This is a genomic window from Rhodococcus sp. BH4, from assembly GCF_002079265.1.
In the GTDB taxonomy this organism is placed as follows: domain Bacteria; phylum Actinomycetota; class Actinomycetes; order Mycobacteriales; family Mycobacteriaceae; genus Rhodococcus_F; species Rhodococcus_F qingshengii.
The window spans coordinates 3031017-3052557 of record NZ_CP014941.1 but is presented as its reverse complement, the minus strand read 5'-3'; the positions used below and the strand labels follow the sequence as shown (position 1 = coordinate 3052557).

21 protein-coding genes are annotated in these 21541 nt (G+C 62.5%); 9 read left to right on the top strand and 12 right to left on the bottom strand.

Features of this window, described 5'->3' with window-relative positions; genetic code table 11:
- Positions 1–150: 150 nt before the first annotated feature.
- Together A0W34_RS14270 and aspS are read right to left on the bottom strand one after the other, a co-directional pair.
- A complete protein-coding gene (locus A0W34_RS14270) occupies positions 151–1116 on the bottom strand; it encodes a DUF389 domain-containing protein (RefSeq protein ID WP_007728045.1) in 966 nt (321 codons plus the stop codon).
- Between the two features lie 18 nt (positions 1117–1134).
- Positions 1135–2943 carry an aspartate--tRNA ligase gene (gene aspS, locus A0W34_RS14265; protein WP_081557837.1) on the bottom strand — a complete coding sequence of 603 codons (1809 nt, stop codon included), beginning with the start codon at positions 2941–2943 and terminating at the stop codon, positions 1135–1137.
- 163 nt (positions 2944–3106) lie between these two features.
- Here aspS and ypfJ point away from each other — a divergent pair, with 163 nt between their 5' ends.
- The 3 genes from ypfJ to A0W34_RS14250 all read left to right on the top strand — a co-directional run bounded on the left by ypfJ (position 3107) and on the right by A0W34_RS14250 (position 5453).
- Positions 3107–4030, top strand: coding sequence for a KPN_02809 family neutral zinc metallopeptidase (gene ypfJ / locus A0W34_RS14260; protein WP_003945028.1), 924 nt, complete (start codon positions 3107–3109; stop codon positions 4028–4030).
- A gap of 74 nt (positions 4031–4104) precedes the next feature.
- The gene (locus A0W34_RS14255; RefSeq protein ID WP_007728048.1) at positions 4105–4734 is read left to right on the top strand and encodes an ArsR/SmtB family transcription factor; all 630 of its coding nucleotides are present in this window, start codon (positions 4105–4107) and stop codon (positions 4732–4734) included.
- A 2-nt stretch (positions 4735–4736) separates the two neighbouring features.
- Entirely contained in the window at positions 4737–5453 is a 717-nt protein-coding gene (locus tag A0W34_RS14250; RefSeq protein WP_063316429.1) for a hypothetical protein, read from the top strand.
- Positions 5454–5457: 4 nt separating this feature from the next.
- Here the strand turns inward: A0W34_RS14250 and A0W34_RS14245 are convergent, their stop codons facing one another.
- The 4 genes from A0W34_RS14245 to A0W34_RS14230 all read right to left on the bottom strand — a co-directional run bounded on the left by A0W34_RS14245 (position 5458) and on the right by A0W34_RS14230 (position 8838).
- Positions 5458–6858 (bottom strand): DUF2252 domain-containing protein, encoded by a 1401-nt coding sequence (locus A0W34_RS14245; RefSeq protein WP_007728051.1) that lies wholly within the window; start codon positions 6856–6858, stop codon positions 5458–5460.
- 31 nt (positions 6859–6889) lie between these two features.
- A complete protein-coding gene (locus tag A0W34_RS14240; RefSeq protein WP_081558809.1) occupies positions 6890–7309 on the bottom strand; it encodes a DUF1622 domain-containing protein in 420 nt (139 codons plus the stop codon).
- Positions 7310–7360: 51 nt separating this feature from the next.
- Positions 7361–8392, bottom strand: coding sequence for an ABC transporter substrate-binding protein (locus A0W34_RS14235; protein ID WP_232330039.1), 1032 nt, complete (start codon positions 8390–8392; stop codon positions 7361–7363).
- A gap of 101 nt (positions 8393–8493) precedes the next feature.
- Positions 8494–8838, bottom strand: a complete 345-nt coding sequence (locus A0W34_RS14230) for a zinc ribbon domain-containing protein YjdM (RefSeq protein WP_064688469.1) — start codon at positions 8836–8838, stop codon at positions 8494–8496.
- Positions 8839–8951: 113 nt separating this feature from the next.
- On the opposite strand from A0W34_RS14230, the gene A0W34_RS14225 reads away from it, so the two are divergent.
- The 4 genes from A0W34_RS14225 (at position 8952) to A0W34_RS14210 (ending at position 12747) form a co-directional block, all read left to right on the top strand.
- The gene (locus A0W34_RS14225; RefSeq protein ID WP_003944787.1) at positions 8952–9584 is read left to right on the top strand and encodes a TetR/AcrR family transcriptional regulator; all 633 of its coding nucleotides are present in this window, start codon (positions 8952–8954) and stop codon (positions 9582–9584) included.
- A gap of 41 nt (positions 9585–9625) precedes the next feature.
- Entirely contained in the window at positions 9626–11197 is a 1572-nt protein-coding gene (locus A0W34_RS14220; protein WP_003944867.1) for an MDR family MFS transporter, read from the top strand.
- Between the two features lie 14 nt (positions 11198–11211).
- A complete protein-coding gene (locus A0W34_RS14215; RefSeq protein ID WP_030536433.1) occupies positions 11212–11811 on the top strand; it encodes a CHAP domain-containing protein in 600 nt (199 codons plus the stop codon).
- Positions 11812–12228: 417 nt separating this feature from the next.
- Positions 12229–12747, top strand: coding sequence for an HD domain-containing protein (locus A0W34_RS14210; RefSeq protein WP_232330038.1), 519 nt, complete (start codon positions 12229–12231; stop codon positions 12745–12747).
- On the opposite strand, the gene A0W34_RS14205 is transcribed toward A0W34_RS14210, so the two are convergent.
- Positions 12748–13119: a cupin domain-containing protein gene (locus A0W34_RS14205; RefSeq protein ID WP_054781205.1), complete on the bottom strand. Its 372-nt coding sequence runs from the start codon at positions 13117–13119 to the stop codon at positions 12748–12750. It lies immediately after the preceding gene.
- A gap of 89 nt (positions 13120–13208) precedes the next feature.
- Between A0W34_RS14205 and A0W34_RS14200 the strand changes: the two genes are divergently transcribed.
- Positions 13209–14027 (top strand): helix-turn-helix domain-containing protein, encoded by an 819-nt coding sequence (locus tag A0W34_RS14200; RefSeq protein WP_042919858.1) that lies wholly within the window; start codon positions 13209–13211, stop codon positions 14025–14027.
- A gap of 95 nt (positions 14028–14122) precedes the next feature.
- On the opposite strand, the gene A0W34_RS14195 is transcribed toward A0W34_RS14200, so the two are convergent.
- The gene (locus tag A0W34_RS14195; protein ID WP_228232707.1) at positions 14123–14578 is read right to left on the bottom strand and encodes a hypothetical protein; all 456 of its coding nucleotides are present in this window, start codon (positions 14576–14578) and stop codon (positions 14123–14125) included.
- Positions 14575–15630, bottom strand: a complete 1056-nt coding sequence (locus A0W34_RS14190; RefSeq protein WP_228232709.1) for a LacI family DNA-binding transcriptional regulator — start codon at positions 15628–15630, stop codon at positions 14575–14577. The genes A0W34_RS14195 and A0W34_RS14190 overlap by 4 nt, the downstream gene beginning before the upstream one ends.
- 70 nt (positions 15631–15700) lie before the next feature.
- Between A0W34_RS14190 and A0W34_RS14185 the strand changes: the two genes are divergently transcribed.
- Entirely contained in the window at positions 15701–16930 is a 1230-nt protein-coding gene (locus A0W34_RS14185; RefSeq protein ID WP_064075354.1) for an MFS transporter, read from the top strand.
- On the opposite strand, the gene A0W34_RS14180 is transcribed toward A0W34_RS14185, so the two are convergent.
- From A0W34_RS14180 to A0W34_RS14170, 3 genes are read right to left on the bottom strand one after another with little or no spacing between them, the layout of a single operon-like run.
- Complete coding sequence (locus A0W34_RS14180; protein WP_037131821.1) at positions 16891–17559, bottom strand: class I SAM-dependent methyltransferase; 669 nt, start codon at positions 17557–17559, stop codon at positions 16891–16893. The genes A0W34_RS14185 and A0W34_RS14180 overlap by 40 nt on opposite strands.
- Positions 17560–17595: 36 nt before the next feature.
- A complete protein-coding gene (locus A0W34_RS14175; protein WP_081557835.1) occupies positions 17596–20139 on the bottom strand; it encodes a polynucleotide kinase-phosphatase in 2544 nt (847 codons plus the stop codon).
- Positions 20136–21539 (bottom strand): 3' terminal RNA ribose 2'-O-methyltransferase Hen1, encoded by a 1404-nt coding sequence (locus tag A0W34_RS14170; protein ID WP_422662733.1) that lies wholly within the window; start codon positions 21537–21539, stop codon positions 20136–20138. Before A0W34_RS14170 ends, A0W34_RS14175 begins: the two co-directional genes overlap by 4 nt.
- Positions 21540–21541 lie beyond the last annotated feature (2 nt).

Sequence of the window (21541 nt, the reverse complement as noted above, 5' to 3'; positions counted from 1 at the left end):
CTCGTCCGCTCGCAGCGGAGAATTCAAGGCCTCACAGCAACAGAAATTGCCGACTACCTGCGGTGATGACAAAAGTCCCCAATCGCCACACCGGCACACAGTTCTCTCGAGAATTTTGCTGTCGGTGAGCAGAACTCCGAACCTGCGACGTCATGGAGTTTTGTCCTCGTCGACAAATCGAGAAATGCCTTTCAACGCTGCTTCGAATTCCTCGTCGGCCCGGGTTCTGAGCCAGAGAACAAGCACGCAGGCAGTGACGATCCCGAGCAGGTTGACAGCCAGTTGCAGAGACGACAACCCGGCGATCCGCCATTCTCCGTTTGCTGCCGCAACCACCGCGAAACCGGCGGCAGGAACCGTGGTGACAGAGATGAACACCCCGACCAAGGCAGCGGACTTCGACGAGACGAGTGCCAGCATCCCAGCCGCACCGGCAAGAAGCGCGACGACAAACGAAATGGGCCCGACCTTGTATACGAAATCGACCTCGTGGAGTGACTCGAGACTGACGACGTCCATCCATCCGAAGAACTTCACCACGAACGTTGCGGCAAGCGTCACGCCCATCGCGATGGGGAATCCGACGGCAAGCGCGAGAATCGAACGCCGACGCAACCGTCGATCCCGCCGTACGAGTGCGACTGCCAAAGCAGCCAGCGGACCGAACTCCGGACCGACGACCATGGCGCCGACGATCGTGATCTGAGAGTCGGTCACGACGCCGATCGCGGCCAGCAGACACGCAATGGTCAGGAACGCGACGAACAATCCGTTGAGAGTCGACTCTTCGCGAGTGCGGGACAGCAATTCCTCCCACACGACGGAATCCGCGGGATCACCAGGCACGTCACGCTCGGCTTTGCGCGCCGCCGCCGACAACACCGTCTCGACCGGTACGAGCGTCATTCCGCCGTCCTCGGCGACGCCGAGTTCGTTCAGGGCATCGACGACGTCGTTTGCCGCCTCACGGGCGACGTCGGCCTCCACCATGTCGCCGGCAGGATGAACCGCGACATCGCGCATCACGACGATGTGTGTCGCGCCCCGCTGCGACGCGAGCGCACCGAGAACTTGCTCGGTGCGCTCGGTCGGGCAGATCACCCGCAAATGCAGCATGGCGATCCGGTGTCGGCTCTACTTGGCTTCGCCGGTGTCGCCTTCGGACTTCTTGTCCTCTGACTTCTTCTCGGGCTTCGCGTCGATACCCGATTCCTTGCGCTGCTGAGCCGAGATCGGTGCCGGAGCATCCGTCAGCGGGTCGACGCCGCCGCCGGACTTCGGGAACGCGATGACCTCACGGATGGAATCCATGCCGGCGAGGAGCGCGGTGATGCGGTCCCAGCCGAATGCGATTCCGCCGTGCGGCGGCGCACCGAAGGCGAAGGCGTCGAGGAGGAAGCCGAACTGCTCCTGCGCCTCTTCCTCGGAGATACCCATCACCTTGAACACTCGTTCCTGAATGTCCTTGCGGTGGATACGAATACTGCCGCCGCCGATCTCGTTGCCGTTGCAGACGATGTCGTACGCGTAGGCGAGAGCGGAATCCGGATCGGTGTCGAACGTGTCGAAGAACTCCGGCTTCGGCGACGTGAACGCGTGGTGCACGGCGGTCCACGCGGAGTGGCCGAGAGCGACGTCACCGGATGCAGTGGCGTCGGCGGTCGGCTCGAACATCGGAGCGTCGACGATCCACACGAAGGCCCACGCGTCAGGATCGATGAGGTCCTTCTTGCGGGCGATCTCACCACGGGCAGCGCCGAGGAGAGCGCGCGTCGACTTCGTCGCGCCCGCTCCGAAGAAGATGCAGTCACCCGGCTGGGCTCCGACGTGAGCCGCCAGGCCCTCGCGCTCGGCGTCGGTCAGGTTCTTGGCAACGGGACCACCGAGAGTGCCGTCTTCACCGACCAACACGTACGCCAGACCCTTGGCCCCACGCTGCTTGGCCCATTCCTGCCAGGCGTCGAGTTGCTTGCGCGGCTGGCTTGCACCGCCGGGCATCACGACGGCGCCGACGTACTCCGCCTGGAACACGCGGAACGTCGTGTCCTTGAAGAAGTCCATGCACTCGACGAGTTCGATGTCGAAACGCAGGTCCGGCTTGTCGCTGCCGTAACGACGCATTGCCTCGGTGTAGGTCATGCGGTCGATCGGCGTCTTGATCTCGTGGCCGACGAGCTTCCAGAGCGCCGTCAGGATTTCCTCGGCGAGCAGGATGATGTCGTCCTGGTTGACGAAAGCCATCTCGATGTCGAGCTGAGTGAACTCGGGCTGGCGATCGGCGCGGAAATCCTCGTCGCGGTAGCAACGTGCGATCTGGTAGTAGCGCTCGATGCCGCCGACCATGAGGAGCTGCTTGAACAGCTGCGGGCTCTGCGGCAGTGCGTAGAAGCTACCGGGCTGAAGGCGCGACGGCACCAGGAAGTCACGGGCACCCTCGGGCGTCGAGCGCGTGAGCGTCGGAGTCTCGACCTCGACGAACTCGTGATGCGCGAGAACGCCGCGCGCTGCAGCACTTACCTTGGAGCGCAAGCGAATTGCGGAGCCGGGGCCTTCACGACGCAGGTCGAGGTAGCGGTACTTGAGGCGCGCTTCTTCGCCGACCTGATCGTCGAGCTGGAACGGAAGCGGTGCGCTTTCGTTGAGAACCTCGAGTTCTGTGGCGTTGACCTCGATCGCTCCGGTGGGGATCTCGAAGTTCTGGTTGCCCTCTGGGCGAACCTCGACCGTTCCGGTCACGCGAACGCAGTATTCCGCGCGCAGACGGTGCGCCTGCTCGGCCACGTCACCTGCCCGGAAAACTACCTGCGCAACTCCGGATGCATCACGGAGATCAATGAAGATCACTCCGCCGTGATCACGACGCCTGGCTACCCAACCGGTGAGCGTTACGGTCTGCTCTGCCTGCTCGGGTCGCAATGAACCGGCGAGATGTGTGCGCAGCACGGGATTCCTTTCGAACTACTTCCAATAACCGACGACCGACTACTTTGCCTGCGATCCTACGGAGCGAACTGCACAGAGCGGAAACGCGGACCCGCATCGCATGCGAAGCTATCTCCAGAAGTGACGGCAAGCACTTGTTCACGACAGCAGAAAGCGGACATAGATGACCTTCAACGAGGGGGCCCGCGGCGAAGCGGGACGCGTTCAGGTTCAAGGCGGCGGGGGTGGCGGTGGCCGCGGCGGCAAAATCGCGATCGGCGGTGGCGCGGGCGGCATTATCGTTCTGATCCTGGCGCTGTTGTTCGGCGGTGACCCCGGCTCACTCCTGGGTACGTCTACCGAGACTTCGAGTTCGTCGACCGGACTGTCGTCGGTCGACGAGTGCACCGGCGCTCAGGCAAACGCCGATGTGAACTGCCGCGTCACACTGACCGTCGGAAGCCTCGACGACGTTTGGGAACAGCAGTTGGTCAAGCAGACCGGCACGGCGTACGTGCGACCCGAAGTCATTCTGTTCAGCGGTTCGGTCAACACCGGTTGCGGCCAGGCGTCTAGTGACGTCGGTCCGTTCTACTGCCCGGCCGACCAGACTGCGTACTTCGACACGAGTTTCTTCCAACTACTCGTCGACCGTTTCGGTTCCAGCGCCGGACCGCTCGCACAGGAGTACGTGGTCGCGCACGAGTTCGGACATCACATCCAGAATCAGCTCGGCGACATCGGCCGCGCGCAGGCCGACCCGCAGGGTGAGCAGTCGGGTGCGGTTCGCACCGAACTCCAGGCCGATTGCTACGCAGGCGTCTGGGCACATTTTGCGGACACGATTCCCGATCAGGCGACCGGTCAACCGTTCCTGAAGCCCTTGTCAAAAGACGACATTCGCGACGCGTTGTCCGCCGCCTCGTCGGTGGGCGACGACCGTATCCAAAAGTCCACGACCGGTCGGGTCAACCCTGAAGGTTGGACACACGGCTCCTCCGCACAGCGTCAGGCGTGGTTCATGACCGGATACCAGACCGGCCAGATTTCGTCGTGTGACACGTACTCGGCGCGGGATCTTAACAACCCGCCCGACCTCAAGCGATAGCGAATCTCCGAAACCATCCCACCGACAATTTTTTCTGTCTTGACAGATTTAGTTGTCGGTGGGATGGTTTTCTCATGTTGGACGTAGCAGTCATCGATCGCCCCGGAGCTGCCGAGGCGTCGCTCGATCCGATTCGGCAACGGATTCTGGCCGAATTGGCGGTGCCGGGATCGGCATCCTCGCTGGCGCCCCGGATCGGGCTGACACGCCAGAAGGTGAACTACCACCTGCGCACTCTCGAAGACCACGGACTTGTCGAGCTCGTCGAGGAACGCAAGCGAGGCAACATGACCGAGCGAATCATGCAGGCCAGTGCCGCGTCGTACGTCATATCCCCTGCCGCCATGTCGGCGCTCGCCCCGGACCCGGGCCGGTTCCCCGATCAACTCTCGGCGCGCTGGCTCGTCAGTCTCGCAGCGCGGATCGTCCGAGAGGTCGGCGAACTGATCGCCGGAGCAACTGCAGCCGGAAAACCGTTGGCGTCCTTTGCCATCGACAGCGACATCACCTTTGCCACGGCGGCCGACCGTGCCGCCTTCGCCGGCGAACTCGGCGAGTCGATCAACTCACTCGTCGCCAAGTATCACGACGGCAATTCCGAAGGCGGACGCAAACACCGCCTCGTTGTCGCCCTGCATCCCAGCCTCACCACACCCCAAACCATCACAACCCAAGCGATCGACGCGCCCGAAACGGAGAAGTAGCAATGTCCGAGAAATTCGAAATCCGCCGCGAGGTGGTCGTCCCAGGAACCCCCGAGCAGATCTGGGCCGCCATCTCGGCCGAAACGGCCGGCTGGATGTTCCCCTCCCCTCTCGAGATCCCCGCCGACGGCAGCCGCCCGGACAGCCCGATCATCGCCACGTGGGAGCCACCCCGCGAACTCGCCATCCACATGCAAGGCCCCGACGGCTGGTTCAACAACCTTGAATACGTCGTCGAGGCCCGCGACGAGAGCACCGCCGTTGTCCGCTACGTCCACGCCGGAGTGTTTGCCGATGACTGGGACAACCAGTACGACGGCGCGAGCAAGCACACGGACTTCTACCTGCACAGTCTCGGCCAGTACGTGCGGTACTTCGCCGGCAGGCCCACCACCTATGTCTCGGCTGAAGGCCCGGAATCCTCTTCCGCGCCGCAAGCGATGGGAACGCTTCGCAGCGCCCTCGGAATCACCTCGGGCGCCGCTGTCGGTGACTCCGCGTCGGTGGAAGTCCCCGGAATCGGAACCGTCGACGCGATTGTCGACTACATCAACGACTGGTTCATCGGCTTGCGCACCCAGGACGCATTGCTGCGGTTCTACGGCCGAAATGCTTTCGGCGGCACCGTCGACGCGGCCCATCACCTCTTCGCAGAGGGTGCTGACGGTGGATCAGCAACGGCAGCGTGGCAGGGCTGGCTCGACGGCGCGTTCGCCTGAGTCGTCACACTCCCCGCTCTGCTGACACGCGACCGTCGTCGATCGCGGTCAGCAGAGCGGCGTGATCGCGAGCATTGCGCTTGGCGTAGGCAGCCGCGAACTCCCCGATCGCGAAATCGAATTCGGTTCCGTCACCGAGATATTCGGCGATCGCTATCCGATCGGACGAGCGAGCGTGTGCGTAGGCAAGGACCCTGGCGCACAGGCGCCCGTAGAGTTCCAGCCCCTGCGGCACCATCTCTTCGATGACTGCCGACCCTTTACCGTCACGCAGTTGACGAATGTAGAAATCGTGCTCACCCTCGTCGAGCCCCGGCCCTCGTTCCCAGCCGAGAAAGATGTCGCTTGTCGCTTGCATCAAGCGTTGCCCGTTGACGACGCGTTCCCCTTCGTTCTTGAAGGTCGGACCATCGACGTAGCCGGACAATACCGAGGGTTGCGCTTCCTTGACCTGCAGGATCAACGGATCGTCGTCGTCGACGCCTTTCATGAGGATCATCCATGCGCGTGTTCCGACGCTCCCGACACCGACAACCTTCCGCGCAATGTGCGTCATCTCGAAGCTTTCGAGCAACACCCGACGGTCCCACTGCAGCGTGCTCCGATACGACCGAACGCGCTGACGTAGCAACTCCTCGATCTGCGTGAGATCGGTCCCTGCGAACAACTCGTTTGCGGGCACGATCAGCGGCGGATCACTGATGAATTGCCGCCGGCCGTCGACGATTTCGGTGAACTTGCCTGCCGCCTGCACACTGTCGCGGCGACGAGCCTTGTCCAGCGTCGCTTGTGTGCGAGCAAGCATGCGCTTCTTCAGGTCGATCTGGAGAGCCTCGAGCCCGTCCTCGGGTGCGATGTGCGAGTACCAGACTGCAAGATTTCCCAATCCTGCCTGGGTGATCATGGTTTCCCGATACTCGGCCGCGCATCCGCGAACGATCTTCTTCCGCTCCTTGCCCGAAAATCCGTTGTCCTTTGCGGCGATCACCAAACTTGCGGCCAGTCGTTTCACGTCCCATTCGAACGGTCCCGGGTACGTTTCGTCGAAGTCGTTGATGTCGAACGCGAGCTTTCGCTCGGGCGTCGCATAGATACCGAAGTTGCTCAGGTGCGCGTCGCCGCAGAGTTGGCTGGCAAGACCCGAATCCGGACTGCGTGACAAATCGTCGGCCATCACCAGAGCAGCGCCGCGGAAGAACGAGAACCGCGATGCCGACATCCGCCCGTATCGGATGGGCACCAGGTCCTGTACCCGCGACTTCGCCTGCAATTCGAGCAGTGATATCGGATCACGGTCACTCTCTGCCAGATCCGCGAGCGCGGCCAATGGCGTATCTCTACGCGCCTGACGGCCGCGCGCCCGCCTTTCGTCGACCGTGAGATGCTCGGTACGCACTGCTGTCATCTGCCCGACCTTTCACTCGCAACGGCTATCGCTACGAACTCGACGCGTCGGGCGTCGTGCGGCCTCCTGATCCGCGCGCTGCGCGTACCAGGAGTTCCGGACTTGACACCAACGCCTTGCGCCACGGAAGTACCCCGTCGATCTCGATCTGAATCGACAGGCTCAGCACGGTCCGAATAAGAACGATCATGCCCAGAACTGCGGCGTCTGTCAGCGACGGCGACGACGTCACCGTCTTCACCAGATCAGCGGCGACAAGGATCTCGAGGCCGAGAAGGATGACCGCGCCCATGGTCTCGCGCAGAGTACGAAACGCCGAACTACCGTCCCGCGTTCGACTCCATGCGCGCACCGCGATCACGAATGCGAACACGAACCCGAGAACCATGGCGACAACACCGAGTACCTCGAACCATTCGGTGACCAGCTCGAAGAACCTGATTTTGTCCATGGTCATGATTCTCGAGGTAATGCACCGATAAGTCGAGGTGACACGACGGCGTCAGCTGAAGATCCGCTCGATGTCGTCGAGTCGCAGCTCGGTCGCGCGGGGAGAATAGCCCGAGCCCCACAGGCTGTCGTCGACGTAATGGACGTTCCCCGAGCGGACAGCGGGAAGACGCTCCCAGAGCGGGTTCATCGCCAACTGCGCGCGGACGTCCTGCTGGTCCTGGAATGCGCCCACGATGATCACGTCGCTGGTCACCTGATCGAGTTGCTCCGCTGTGAGTGTGCGCGTGAACTCCTCCGATGTAGCTCGTTCGCCGGGGAAACCGAGGGCGTCGAGAAGAGCGTCGACCTGGTTGTAGACGACACCGTTCTCGCCGGTGCGGAGGAGGGTCACCGACGGCAACGAACCGAGGGCGGAGAGTCGATCCTTGATTGTGAGGAGGCGGTCTTCCGTTCGCGCGTTCAATTCGGCCGCCGCGTCTTCGCGTCGGACCGCGACGCCCATCGAGGTGACCAATTTCTTCATCTCGTCCCACGTGAGGAACCCGTTGAAGCCGGCGAACACCGGCACGCCTGTGGCAGAGAGTTCGTCGTAAGACTTTGCTGCGTAAGCATTTCCGGCCGTCAGGAGCATGACGATCAGATCCGGCGACACGCCGATGATTGCTTCCTTGTTCCACGTTCCCGCCGTGCCGAGGTTCGGGATGTTCGCAGCCTCCGGCATCGTGCGCAACACCGCGTCACCGCTCACACCCTCGAGACCGAAGAAGCCGCCGACGATCTTCTCCGGCGGCACACCGAGGTCGAGCACCGTCGCCATGGCGCTGACATGGGCGATGACCATTCGCTGCGGATCCGAAGGGATCTCAACACTGCCCGTCTCGTCCTGCACCGTGACGAGACCGCCTGACTCCAAGCCATTTTCGTCACTGCTGCACGCTGCCAGCAAGGTCGCGGCCGCGGCACCGAGCCCGGCGCCGAGGAAACCCCTGCGCGTCAGCGCATCGACGATGCGTTTCCACTGCTCCTCTGTATCGAGTGCGGTGTTATCGAGTGCGGGCGCCAGGCAGATCGAGTTCGGCACAGTTCGGTCCATTCGTTCGAGCGGTCGAGAATCACCTCGATTGTGGCTATCGAACCGTCGAAACTGAACAGGATTTCGAGCCGACAACTATCGCTGTCCGGTCACACCTTCTTGACGACGCTCGACTTCAATTGCATCGGTCCGATGCCGTCGACCTTGCAGTCGATGTCGTGGTCACCAACACCCTGAACAAGACGGATGTTGCGAACTTTCGTACCTGACTTGATGCCGGTCGGACTGCCCTTCACCTTGAGCGTCTTGACGACCGTCACCGTGTCGCCGTCCGCAAGAATGTTGCCTACGGCATCTTTCACCACACCCAGGTCCTCGCCGGCACTATCGGTCGGCGCCCACTCGTGCGTGCAGGACGGGCAGACCATCAACGCGCCCATCTCGTAGGTGTATTCGCCGGCGCATTCAGGGCAAGGGGGCAAGGTGTCTTCCACGCGGTTCATCCTATCCACCAGGCACCCGATCCCCATTTTTGCATTTCATGAGGCATTCTTGGGCGAAATATTGCATTCGATGAAACTTTGCACTCTGTGCAATTATGGATGAAATGGGAACCGAAACTCTCGGATTGCGCGAACGAAAACGAATTGCGACGAGGCAGCTGATCGAGCACACCGCCGTCGAACTCGTTCTCGACCTGGGCTATGACGAAGTGACCGTCGAGAAAATCTGCGAAGCCTGCAATCTGTCGACCCGCACGTTCTTCAACTACTTCCCCACCAAGGACGCAGCGATCGGTGGGCTCATGCTCGTCGTGCCAAGTGAGACGACCATGCTCACGCTCATCGGCGAGCACCCGGACGATCCGCTGCGCGGCGCCCTCGCGGTATTCGAGGCGGCGATGCAAATCGTCGACGAGCGACCCGATCTGCTCGCGCATCGACGCGAATTGTTCGAGCGTCATCCCACGCTGTTGCAACAACATCTGGCCACCTTCCACGATCTTGAAGACACGCTCACCCGGATCCTCACGCGGGAGTTGTCGAACAGAACCGAGTATCGCCGCCTGCACTCGGACACAGCCGCTGCCGACGAAGCCACAGCAACGGTCATCACCGCAGGCGCCGCGATGCGTTACGTCTTCCGAAAATGGCAGAACAGTGAACGGGCAAGCCCCAGAACAGATTTGCTCGATCCGGCACTACTCCTGATGGCTCGAATACTGAGGTCCGAGAGCTGATCCACACTCTCGCACCCGCCGTCACTCAACTAAGGAACTACATGTCCACTCGAGAAGCTGCGACCGTCGAGCCCGACGGCACGCATACCGACACCGAGGCCTCGCCGGACAAACGGTCGATCATCCTCGTTTTTGTCGGGCTGATGATCACGATGCTTCTGGCTTCGCTCGACCAGATGATCTTCAGTACCGCGTTGCCCACCATCGTGGGCGAATTGAACGGCGTCAACCACATGGTCTGGGTGACGACGGCATACATCCTCGCCTCGACCGTCATGATGCCGGTGTACGGAAAACTCGGTGACCTGATCGGCCGCAAGGGCCTCTTCATCGGCGCCATCAGCATTTTCATCGTCGGTTCGGTGATCGGCGGTCTGTCCCACGACATGACCACACTCATCGCTGGTCGAGCCGTGCAGGGACTCGGCGGCGGCGGATTGATCCTGCTTTCCCAGGCGATCATCGCCGACGTCGTCCCCGCCAGGCAACGCGGCCGGTACATGGGTGCGATGGGCGGGGTGTTCGCACTGGCTTCGGTTGCCGGTCCCCTACTCGGCGGCTGGTTCACCGAGGGCATCGGTTGGCGTTGGGCCTTCTGGATCAACATCCCCCTAGGCCTACTCGCCATCGCGAGCGCGATGGCATTTCTGCACCTGCGGAAGCCGAACCTCGGCAAGCCTCGCATCGACTATCTGGGCATGGTTCTCGTCGCGACGGCAGCGACGTGTCTGATCCTGTTCACTACCTGGGGCGGAAACACCTACGCCTGGGGATCGGCCGTCATCATCGGGTTGATCGTCGGCTGCGTCGTGACGGCAGTGGCTTTTGTCTTCGTCGAAAAGCGTGCCGACGAACCGGTGATTCCGATGCACCTGTTCGCTCAGCGCAACTTCGTGTTGACCACCGTCGCCGGCCTGATCATCGGAATCGCCATGTTCGGTGCGCTCGCCTACCTGCCGACCTACATCCAAATGGTGACCGGCAAGAACGCCACCGAAGCTGGATTGATGATGATTCCCATGATGGCGGGCCTGCTCGTCGCCTCCATCGGGTCCGGCCAGCTGGTCAGCAAGACCGGCCGCTACAAGATCTTCCCCATCGTCGGAACATCCATCGTCGCTGTTGCTCTGGTCCTGCTCTCACGTCTGACGCCGTCGACCTCACTGCTGGTCTTCGGTTGCTACATCGCACTCATGGGTATCGGACTCGGCCTCGTCATGCAGATCTTGATCTTGATCGTGCAGAACACCTTCCCCGCGGCCGAAGTGGGAACGGCCACCGCGTCGAACAACTTCTTCCGCCAGATCGGTGCGTCGTTGGGCAGCGCGATCGTGGGCAGCCTGTTCGCCTCGCGTCTGACCAATCTCCTGGCCGAGCGACTCCCGGCGAATGGCGGCGCGGTCGGTGGTGACGAGAACTCCTTGACCCCGGGAATCCTCTGGAAGTTGCCGAGCCAGGTTCGCGAGATCATCGTCGGTGCATACAACGACGCGCTGGCGCCGATCTTCCTGTACCTCGTCCCCTTGGTCATCGCGGCGGTTGTCCTGTTGCTCTTCGTCAAGGAGAAGCCCCTCGCGACGACGATCGATCGCTCGGCGCCCCCGCTCGAGTAATTGACTATCGTGGCGTGATGTCGCACGCACCGAATACGCCCAGACGCACTCTCGCTGTTCTGGGCGTATTCGGCGTTGTGGTGGTCGTAGTTGTCGCCGGCGCACTGTGGTGGTTCGCGCGCGGCGACGACGCTCTTGCCGGCGAGAATCTCGATTCGTTCCCGGCCGTCGACCACAGCATTCTCAGCGCTCAGCAGAGTGCGCTACTGGGCGTCCTCGAGCAGGAGTGGGAGTCAGGGAGTCCCGGCACCAAATACGCCGAGGGTGTCGAAGAATCGTGGTGTGCCGATTTCGTGAGCTGGTCGATGAACCAGATCGGCACGCCGTTCTCGAACCCCAACTCAGGGTCGTGGCGCATCCCCGGGGTGTACACGCTGCAGGAGTATTACGAGTCCGTCGACGCGTTTGTCCCCTACGGTCAGGACTACCAACCCAAGGTCGGCGACACGATCCTGTACGGCGACTCGAGCCCCTTCGGCCAACACGTCAACGTCGTTCTGGTCAACGACGCCGGCACTCTGACGACCGTCGGCGGCAACGAGAACAACAAGGTCATGCTCCATCGCATCGTCCCGTCGGAAGTCCCGGGGATCGTCGGGTTCGGCGTCATCTGAGCCCGAGCCCCACCGTCGTTGCTTGATGGTTCTTGCGATGTGCAGAGGTGAGGCTACAGATTGGGGGTTGCCGTTGGATGGCACTTGCTTTCAACCAATATTCGGATAATTCCGTGTTTCCGTCATTGACAGATATTGGACATCTGTGAAGAAGTTTCCCTGCCAACTAGATTCGTATCCAGCTGTCCCCCACCCAGAACAGGAATTCGATGCGCCCTGGTGAGCTCACCACTCTCGAGCAGATACAACTCATGGCCCGCGCGGCTGCTGCGCAGGCCATGAGTGCTCCGTCGATGCTCCGACTCCGGCTCGGCCGCTACCCCACTCGCACACCCGAGCTGCGCAAACGCCCACTCCCCGACACCAAGCTGTGCAGCGAAGCGCTCGATCACGCCAGAGGAACCCTCCCCCGCGGTCTTGAACCACAGCCTGCGCTGCTGGATCTGGGCCGACGCCTTCGCGCAGATCGATGCGATCGAGTACGACCCCGAAGATCTCTTCACTGCGTGCGCCCTTCACGATGTCGGACTGGGCGCAGAAGGATCGGCCGAGCACGGGTGTTTCACCTACATCAGTGCCGCAGACGCAGAAGAACTCGCGACCCGAGTGGGAACTTCGGAGAGGTCGGTACAGCGAATCGGCGAAGCGATCCGTCTGCACATGGATCTGACCGTCGACCGCGGCGCGGGCGCTGACGCCTATCTACTGCATGCCGCAGCGCATTTCGACGTTGCCGGTCGGCGTGCGCCCGAAATTCCGCGAGCAACTGTTGATGCAGCAATCGCGGAGTACCCGCGAACAGGGTTCACCGACGAGTTCACGCAGTCGATGAGGCGCGAGGTCCAGCTCCGTCCGCACTCTCGCGCGGCGACGCTCTGGAGATCGGGCATGGCACTGCCGCTCCGAACCAATCCCCTGGATTGGAAGAGCCGCTAGCTACGTCCAGTCCTCGAGCACCGCGGTTCGTGATCCTCCGACGTTCCCGGTATTCACCACGCCCACGGGTTCGATCAACATCACCTCCGCTTCCTCTTCGGCGATGGGACAATGCTCGACTCCGCGAGGCACAACGAACAATTCACCGGGCCCCAGCGAAACATCTCCGTCGCGCAGTTGGATTCGGATCTGCCCCTTTGTCACCAGAAACATTTCGTCGGTGTCGGTGTGGGAGTGCCAGACGAATTCACCTTTGATCTTGACGATCTTGATCTCGTAGTCATTGAGGCCCGCAATCTTCTTGGGCGACCAGTGCTCGGTGAACTGACCGAACTTCTCGCGGAGCGATACCGCTGTTGCCGAACTGTTCATGTTGTTCCTCCCTCGGGCGCGCCACCACTGCGATGACGACCCCGCCACTCTTCGTCACCCGAGGCAGCTGCGTCTTGTACGTTTCTGACATGGACCCCCGCGGCGCACAGATCACCGCGTGGGCACCGAGCCTCGCGGGAATCACCGAGGTCTTCCATGCCGATTTCGTCGGACACGCCTATCCCAAACACACGCACGATCAGTGGTCCCTGATGCTCGTCGACCGCGGCACGATTGCATACGACCTCGATCATCGCGCTCATGGCGCAGCACCAGAGATCGTGACTCTGTTGCCGCCAGGCATTGCACACGACGGAGTTCCGGTCACCGAGGCCGGATTTCGTCAACGAATCCTCTACCTCGACACGTCAGTTCTCGGCGAGGTCCTCATAGGCCCGGCGGTGGACAGCCCCGAGATTCGAGACCCTCTGCTGCGCCATCGCATCGATCAACTGCACTCTGCACTCGGCCCGGACGGCGAATCACTCGAGGCCGAAAGTCGCCTGGGGTTCCTCGCTGAAAGATTGAACGAGATCCTCACACCGGCCACAGGTCGATCCCTTCACACGCCGACCGTTGACGAACGCGTTGCCGATCAACTTCGGGACCTGCTCGATGCGCGACTCACAACGGGAATCACGATGCGGGAAGCGTCGAACATCCTGCAGCGGAAGCCCACGTATCTGATCAAGAACTTCGCGAAGCATTTCGGGCTTCCGCCTCACAAGTACGTGACGGGACGTCGAATCGATCTGGCGCGACGCGCAATCCTCGCCGGGCGCGAATTGGCGGACGTGGCCGTCGACGTCGGATTCCACGATCAATCCCACCTGTCGCGGCACTTCGTCAAGCATGTCGGGGCGCCGCCCGGCAAATACTCACTGAACGTGGCCAGTGGAGCGCGCTAGTCGCAGCACCTGGCACCGGTTTCGTCGAGCAGACACTGGTTCCGGTCAGCTGGAGTCTGTGTCCACTGAATGAAAACGGTGTCAGGTCCCAACGATCAAGCAGCCGTCTCGAGGTCGACCAGGAGGAAGTCCTCGCGCCGCGGCCCGTATTCACGATCGGTCAGCTGATACGAGCGCAACGCACGAGGTGCACGGGCCAACTCGTAGAACCGCTCGGAGCCAGGCACGAATTGCCTCGTAGCCCAACCCCAGTTCGGGCCGTGCGGAAACTTCGGGTCGGGCAGCATGTCGGACTCCATCGACATGAGCCGCAGGCGCCGAACTACCCCGGTCGTGGCGGCATCTGCGCCGAAGTCTATCCACGCCTGACGCGCGTTTGGGTCGTCACGAGGAGTTCCGGCAAGTAGGTGCAATGCACCCGCGACTTCGGCAACCGCCCACCGGCGCGGGTTGTCGACATTCCAGGAGAGTCCCCACCGGACGGTCTCCCCCAATTCTGGAGGAACAAACCACCGAAAACGCAGACCGTCGATGACTACCGGCGTGATCATCGTGTCGAGGTTCGCCGACGCACCGACCATTCGACCGGCTCGACCGCATCGTCCAGCCCGAGAACCACGCGAGCTGCATTGCGCCCTTGATCGAACAGGGACTGGCGAACCGTTGTCAGGCCGGCGTCCGATGCGGCTGTTGTGTCGTCCCATCCGACGACTGCGACATCGTCGGGCAGCGCGAGGCCGAGTTCCCGGATCGCGTCCAGAACCCCCAGAGCCAGTTCGTCACTCATCGCCAAGATGACATCGGGCCTTCGGCTCTCGGGAACGTCGAGCAGGGACCGAGCCATCCGCGCACCCTCGCTCCGCTCGTTGACAGTGACGACCCCTACCCGCACCGAGGGCCAATCGAGGCCCGCGTCGCGGACGGCACGCTCGTAGCCCTCGAGCCGATGGCGGGACACCGGAAAGAACGCTTCACCTGGATCCACGTCCATCCGAATCTCGGACCGACGCTCACGATCCCACGGAAGGCTGATCACCGCGGGCCGCTGCGCCCCCGACAACCCGACTGCCGCGATCGCGACGGCGCCGGCAACATCGTCCATCCCGACGAGATCCACACCCTCGTGCAACGGACCACCCTGGATGCATGCGGGTTTTCCGGTGCCGACAATCGCGTCGAGGATGGGATCGTCGAAGACGGTGGTCCAGACGACAAAACCGTCTACTGCCGCGTCGCGAACTCTGTCGACGTCTCCCGGTTTCCCCGAGTTCGGCAGCATCATCAGCCCGGCGTTCGCATCCAGGCACGCTTCGGCGACTCCCGAGAGGAATCGCCGAGCTACTGCGTCTTCGAAGGCGTATGTCAGCTTCTCGCTGAAGACGACCGCGATGTTGTTGAATTTCCCGCTCCGCAAGGACTGCGCCGCCCGGTTCGGGCCCGCGTACTCGAGCTCTTCGGCGGCGGCGAACACCTTGGCCCGCGTTGATTCAGACACGCGCTCGGGCTGCGCGAAGGAGTACGACACCGACATCACCGACACGCCTGCGGCCTTGGCGACGTCGGCCATCGTCGGACGACTCGAACGCTGCGCACGTATGGCCATGAGCATCAGCATAGCGAGTGAAAAATATCCATTGCGCAGGCGTGTATCGATACACGTATCGTTACACAACATGAGTGCTCGACTGCCGAAGGCAACCACGCTACGGCTGATGACACTGGCCGGAGCAGCCTTCGCCTACGTGACGGCCGAAATGCTCCCCGTCGGACTGCTCAGCGAAGTCTCAACGGACCTCGACGTCACCGAAGGGCGTGTCGGCCTACTGCTGACCTTCTACGCATACGGTGTCGCGGTCTTGACGCTTCCGCTGATCGGAGCGGTCAAAACCTGGCCGCGACGACGCGTCGTCGTTCTGACGGTGGCCACCCTCGCGGTGTCGCAACTGGTCGCAGCATTGGCCGTCAACTATCCGATGCTCGTGATCGGTCGATTGCTCTGCGCTGCGACGCACGGAGTGTTCTGGGCTGTCGTTGCACCGGTCGCTGCCACCCTGGTTCCGCGCGGACAACAGGGCAAGGCCATCGCGATGGTGTATGCCGGTACGTCTCTCGCTTTTGTTCTCGGAGGACCCCTGTCTTCGGCGATCGGCCAGTCCTGGGGTTGGCGGACCGCGTCGGCGGCAATCGGTGTGGTGGCAGTGGGCATTGCTTTCTCACTGCATCGTGCGTTGCCAGAAATGCCGGTCGATCAACACCATCGGAGTAAGCGAGACAAACCGAAGCCGACACCGGCGATGAAACGGGCACTCGCCGTCATCTGCGCGGCAACGCTGTTTGCCGCCCTTGGGCAATTCGCTTCGTACACGTTCTTCACACTTCTGGTGGAGGAAAGCCTCGGCTCGTCCGGTGGCATCCGTACCGCGATGCTTCTGGTCTACGGCGCCGCCGGCGCCGTCGGAGTGTGGGTCGCCGGCAAGTACTACGACCGCCGACCACGCCTCTTCACGCTCATCTCGATCGCGACGGTGGCAGGCGCGCTGGCCATCTTCTGGCTCTTGGCGCCGTCGATGGGAGCGTTCGCTGTCGTCGCCACGATCTTGTGGGGTGCGGCGTTCACCACCGTTCCGATCTGCCTCCAGTCCTCGGTTCTGCGCGCCGTCCCTATCGGGACCGACCGTGCCTCGGCCATCTACGTTGTCGTGTTCCAGATCGCGATTGCAACGGGCGCTCTGCTCGGTGCGGCCGTCGTCGACAGTGGCGGGCTCTCACATCTGGCGGGCATCGGGGTCGCTCTGATGATCGCTTCGTTGGCGATAGTCGGGTTCGGCCGACGCGCGTTTCCCCAGGAACCGGAACGGTCTACTCACTCCCCCACCGACGCGCCGGCCGGACTCTCGTCGTAGATCAGGGTGTATCGCCAGAACAGTCGTCTCCTGATCCGGCTACCTGGCAGACACAACGCGGCCGCGCGCCGGACGTCAGCCATCGACTCACCCGGTTCCGCGGTGGGAGCTGTCATCGCCTTCAGTGGCTCGGAGGCAACCCGTCGATGCTTGACGACGCCGACGACGGGATTGCACACGGTCGCCAACACCGACAGGAGTGCGTCGGTGGCTGTGGTCGATCGATAACACCCGACCACGACGAGCCGCCCGCCCGGTTCGAGCAGGCTACTCAGCTGCTTCATCGACTCTTCGAGTGGCAGATGATGCAACGCTGCGACGACTGTGATCGCGTCGTACTTCGCCTCGGATGCAAAGTCCTCGATCCGCTGCGCGTCGATGATCACGTTCTCGTCGTCGACAAACCTTGCGCGCACGGCGGCCGAGGTTGTCAGGTCGGGTTCCACACCGACCACCACGTCGAACCGCCGACGCAAGAGGTCGATCAGATTGCCGGTCCCGCTCCCCACGTCGAGAGCGCGACCGGACCTGACCCCGCGCAGATTACGTAGAACCCACCGGCCGTAGTGATCGTTGTGACTCCACGGATGGCGTCGATTGAAACCGTCCAAGCGAGCAATCACACCCATACCCGACGGTATCAATCCGAGCCCGCGCACCGGCCGTCACAACCGCGGGTCGACCGGCTCCGATTCGAGAGCCAGCACCGCGAACACGGCCTGGTGCGCTCGCCACAAAGGTTCACGGTCGACGAGCCTGGATACCGCCTCCATGCCGAGCGCGTACTCGCGCAGCGCCATCGACTGCTTGTGTCCGAGGTTGCGGTTACGCAATCTCGCAAGCGTCGACGGTTCGAGGTAGTCGGCACCGTAGATCAATCGCAGGTACTCCCGGCCGCGGACCTTGATCCCCGGCTGAACCTTCGCGTTGTACCCCCGCGGTCCGTGAATCTGATTCGCCAGCGGTTTGACGACCATCCCCTCACCACCGTCGCCGGTGAGCGACTCCCACCACTTCGTCGCTTCGAACACCGAGTCCTCGGAACCGAGATCGACCACCAGGCGACGTGTAGTGGTAAATCGACTCGGGTCGGCCGCGGCCAGGCGGTCCGAAATACCGAGGTGCCATTCGTGATCCCGTTCCCCGTACGACTGGCCCTCGGCCGCCAGAATCTGGAACGGCGCGATGGTGACGCCGTCCAGTCCGTTCGTCGGCCACACGTACCGTCGGTACGCCTCGCCGAAGCGCTCGATACTGGCGGCCCGAACAGTTGTCTGTTCGAACATCTCCGCCACGTCCAGGCCCCGCGACCCGGCCCGCGCCAACACGGCCTCGCGAGCTGTGAGGTCTGATCGCCCGGCCGCCGCGACCGACGCGTACTGCGAGCGCAGCAGACCTTCCGCTTTGACGTTCCACGGCAACAGTTCGCAGTCGAGGAGCAGCCAGTCGGTGCCCAGCTCTTCCCACAACCCAGCGGAGGTGACTGCGGCGGCGATGTCGTCGATCAACTGCTGAGTCAGGTCGTCGTCGAAGAACTGGCGGCCGGTGCGGGTGTGCACCATCCCGGTGAGCGCATCCGGTGCGTCGAAGCGGGACTGAGCAACCGATCGATCACGGCACACGAGCACCACTGCCCGCGAACCCATGTGCTTCTCTTCGCAGATCACTGTTCCGATTCCGCCGGCCCGGTATGCGTCGAACGCGGTCGACGGGTGTTCCAGATAGTCATCGGATTGGGCGCTCGCGCAGGGCGCCATGGTCGGCGGTAGGTACCGCAGCCATTGCGGCGCGACCGCGAATCGGCTCATCACTTCCAAGGCGCCGGCAGCGTTGTCGGTGCGAACGGACACTCGACCGCGCAGTTCGGTGTCGACGCCGGTCGTTTCGAGGACGTCGGCGAGATCGAGCACATCCGGATCACGAGTCGGCGGTGCCAGCGGTACCACCGGCTCGTACCAAACCTGCTCCGCCGGAACCGACACGATCTCTCGTTCCGGGTATCGAAGGGCGGTGAGGGATCCACCGAAGACGCACCCGGTGTCGAGGCACGCGGTGTTGTTGATCCATTCCACCTCGTGCACCGGCGTGTGACCGTAGAGGACCGTCGCTGATCCTCGGTAGTCCTGCGCCCACGGGTATCGAACGGGTAAGCCGAATTCGTCCGTCTCACCGGTAGTTTCACCGTAGAGCGCAAAGCTCCGGACTCGACCGGATGCCCTGTTGTGGTAGTCCTCCTTGAGACCGGCGTGCGCGACAACGAGTTTGCCGTCGTCCAGGACGAGGTGCGCGACGAGGCCGTCACAGAAGTCGACGACGCTTTCGCGGAACTCCGCCGACTCGGTGGCCATCTGCTCGAGGGTCTCGGCGAGTCCGTGACTGGCCGTGACCTTCTTACCGCGCAAGGCCTTGACGAGTTTGTTCTCGTGGTTACCCGGAACCGCTATCGCATGTCCCGCCGCGACCATCCCCATGACCAGACGCAGCACACCGACCGAATCCGGTCCTCGATCCACGTAGTCACCGAGGAAGACGGCAGTTCGCCCTTCCGGCGGCACCGCATCGACAGCTCTGCCATCGGTCCCGTAGTCGACGGTGTAGCCGAGTTTCACGAGGAGCGTCTCGAGCTCGCTTCGACATCCGTGGATGTCACCGATGACGTCGAACGGACCACGCTCGACACGCAGATCGCTGCGGAGCGGGTGGCGCAAGAATGTGGCTTCGGAAACCGCGTCCTCACCTCTGAGTATGTGAACCGAACGGAAACCTTCCTTGCCCAACCCGCGAAGCGAGCGAGTCAGCTGTTGGTGCTGGCGGCGAATGACGTCGCGTCCGAACGTCCGATCAGAGCGTGCGTCGTTGCGCGCAGAACAGACCGATTCCGGAATATCGAGCACGACTGCCACCGGCAGTATGTCGTGCTCGCGAGCCAACGCAACGAGTCGCTTGCGCGCGGCGGGCTGGACGTTGGTCGCGTCGACCACCGTGAGGCGTCCGCGTCGCAAACGCTTGGCCGCGACGAACTCCAGCACTTCGAAAGCATCGGACGTCGACTCCTGTGAGTTCGGATCATCACTGACCCACCCTCTGAATGTGTCACTCGAGAGAGTTTCGAACTCACCGAAGTGACGCGCCGCGAAGGTCGACTTTCCCGAGCCACTGACGCCGATGAGTACTACCAGGGCGAGATCTGGAATCTCGTACACCGTCATGACGTTCGTGCCTCCTTCGTGAAGATTGCCATCTGTGTCGGCCCGCCAAGGACCGGATCAATTGCTCCGACAAATTCGAACTCCACGCAATAGCCGTGGACTCGGGCCGTTTCGGTTGCCCAGTCGCGGAATTGGGTTCGGGAGAACTCGAACCTGTGATCGGGGTGCCTGAACTCTCCCGCGGCCAATGCCGGATACAGCACGTTGTAGTCGGCATTCGGAGTAGTCAGCAGCACATACTGCGGTGCTGCGTCCACGAAGACCGATCTGACCAGCGCCGGCAGGCGCGCCGTGTCGACGTGCTCGACCACCTCCATCAGCACGGCTGCGTCGAAGCCTTTCAAGCGTGCGTCGCGGTACGTCGCGGACGACTGCATCAAAGACACACGTTCACGTTGGGCGTCGGACATTTCGGAGAACTTCAATCTGCGTTGCGCCCGTGTCAGTTCGCGCGCGCTCACATCGACGCCGACAAGTTTGTCGAATTGAGCGTGCGGCATCAGCACCTCGATCAGTTTGCCTTCGCCGCAACCGATGTCGACAATCGTTCTGACGTGCAGTCGCTGAAGCGTCGCCAAAACTGCGTCGACGCGAAGCCGTGCCAGCGGCGGATCCGGTCGCGGTACTTCGATCTGCGCCTCTGCTTGGTCGGGAATCAGTCGATCGACCACCGATTCGACCAGGTCGCGTCGACGCGCCAGGTAGCGGGACATGATCAGCGCGGAATCCGGATGCGACGCCAACCACTCTCCAGCGACGCGGATCAACTTGTCTGCCTCGTCGGGTCCCACCCAGTAGTGCTTCACGTCGTCGAGGACCGGCAACAGCACGTAGAGGTGCCGAAGGGCACTCTGCACCGTGTGTTCCCCGGTGAGCGTCAACGACACGAAGTCGGAGTTTCCCCACGTCGGCAGGTGCGGATCAAGCTGCACCGGTATCGCGGTCACATCCCAGCCCAGCGGCTCGAACAACCGACGAGGCAATTCCGCATCGCCGCCACACGGAACCACCGGAATCGAGACGGTCAACGCGAGTTCGGTTCCGACGAGTTCCGGGTGCGACTTGCACGTTCCCGTCAACGCGGTGCGAAACAGCTTCGACAGAGCAACCGAGAGTATGGACGACGCCGCATACGGCCGATCATTGACATACTCACCCAGCGAAAAGTTGTCGCCACTCTTGCCGCGTCGATACCTACTCTGCACAAGTTCGATGGGGTCGACCTCCACAATCACTGCCACCGTGGTCTTTTCGGCTGAGGCCTCCGGGTACAGAACCGTGGCGGTGCCGATCGCCAAGTCGAAGCTTTGCACGCGGTCGGGATGTTTGTGCAGCAGGTAGCTCAACGCGGTCGCATCAGGAGTCTGCGGGGTCGGGGTGGACGTCAGTGTGAGTAGCACCA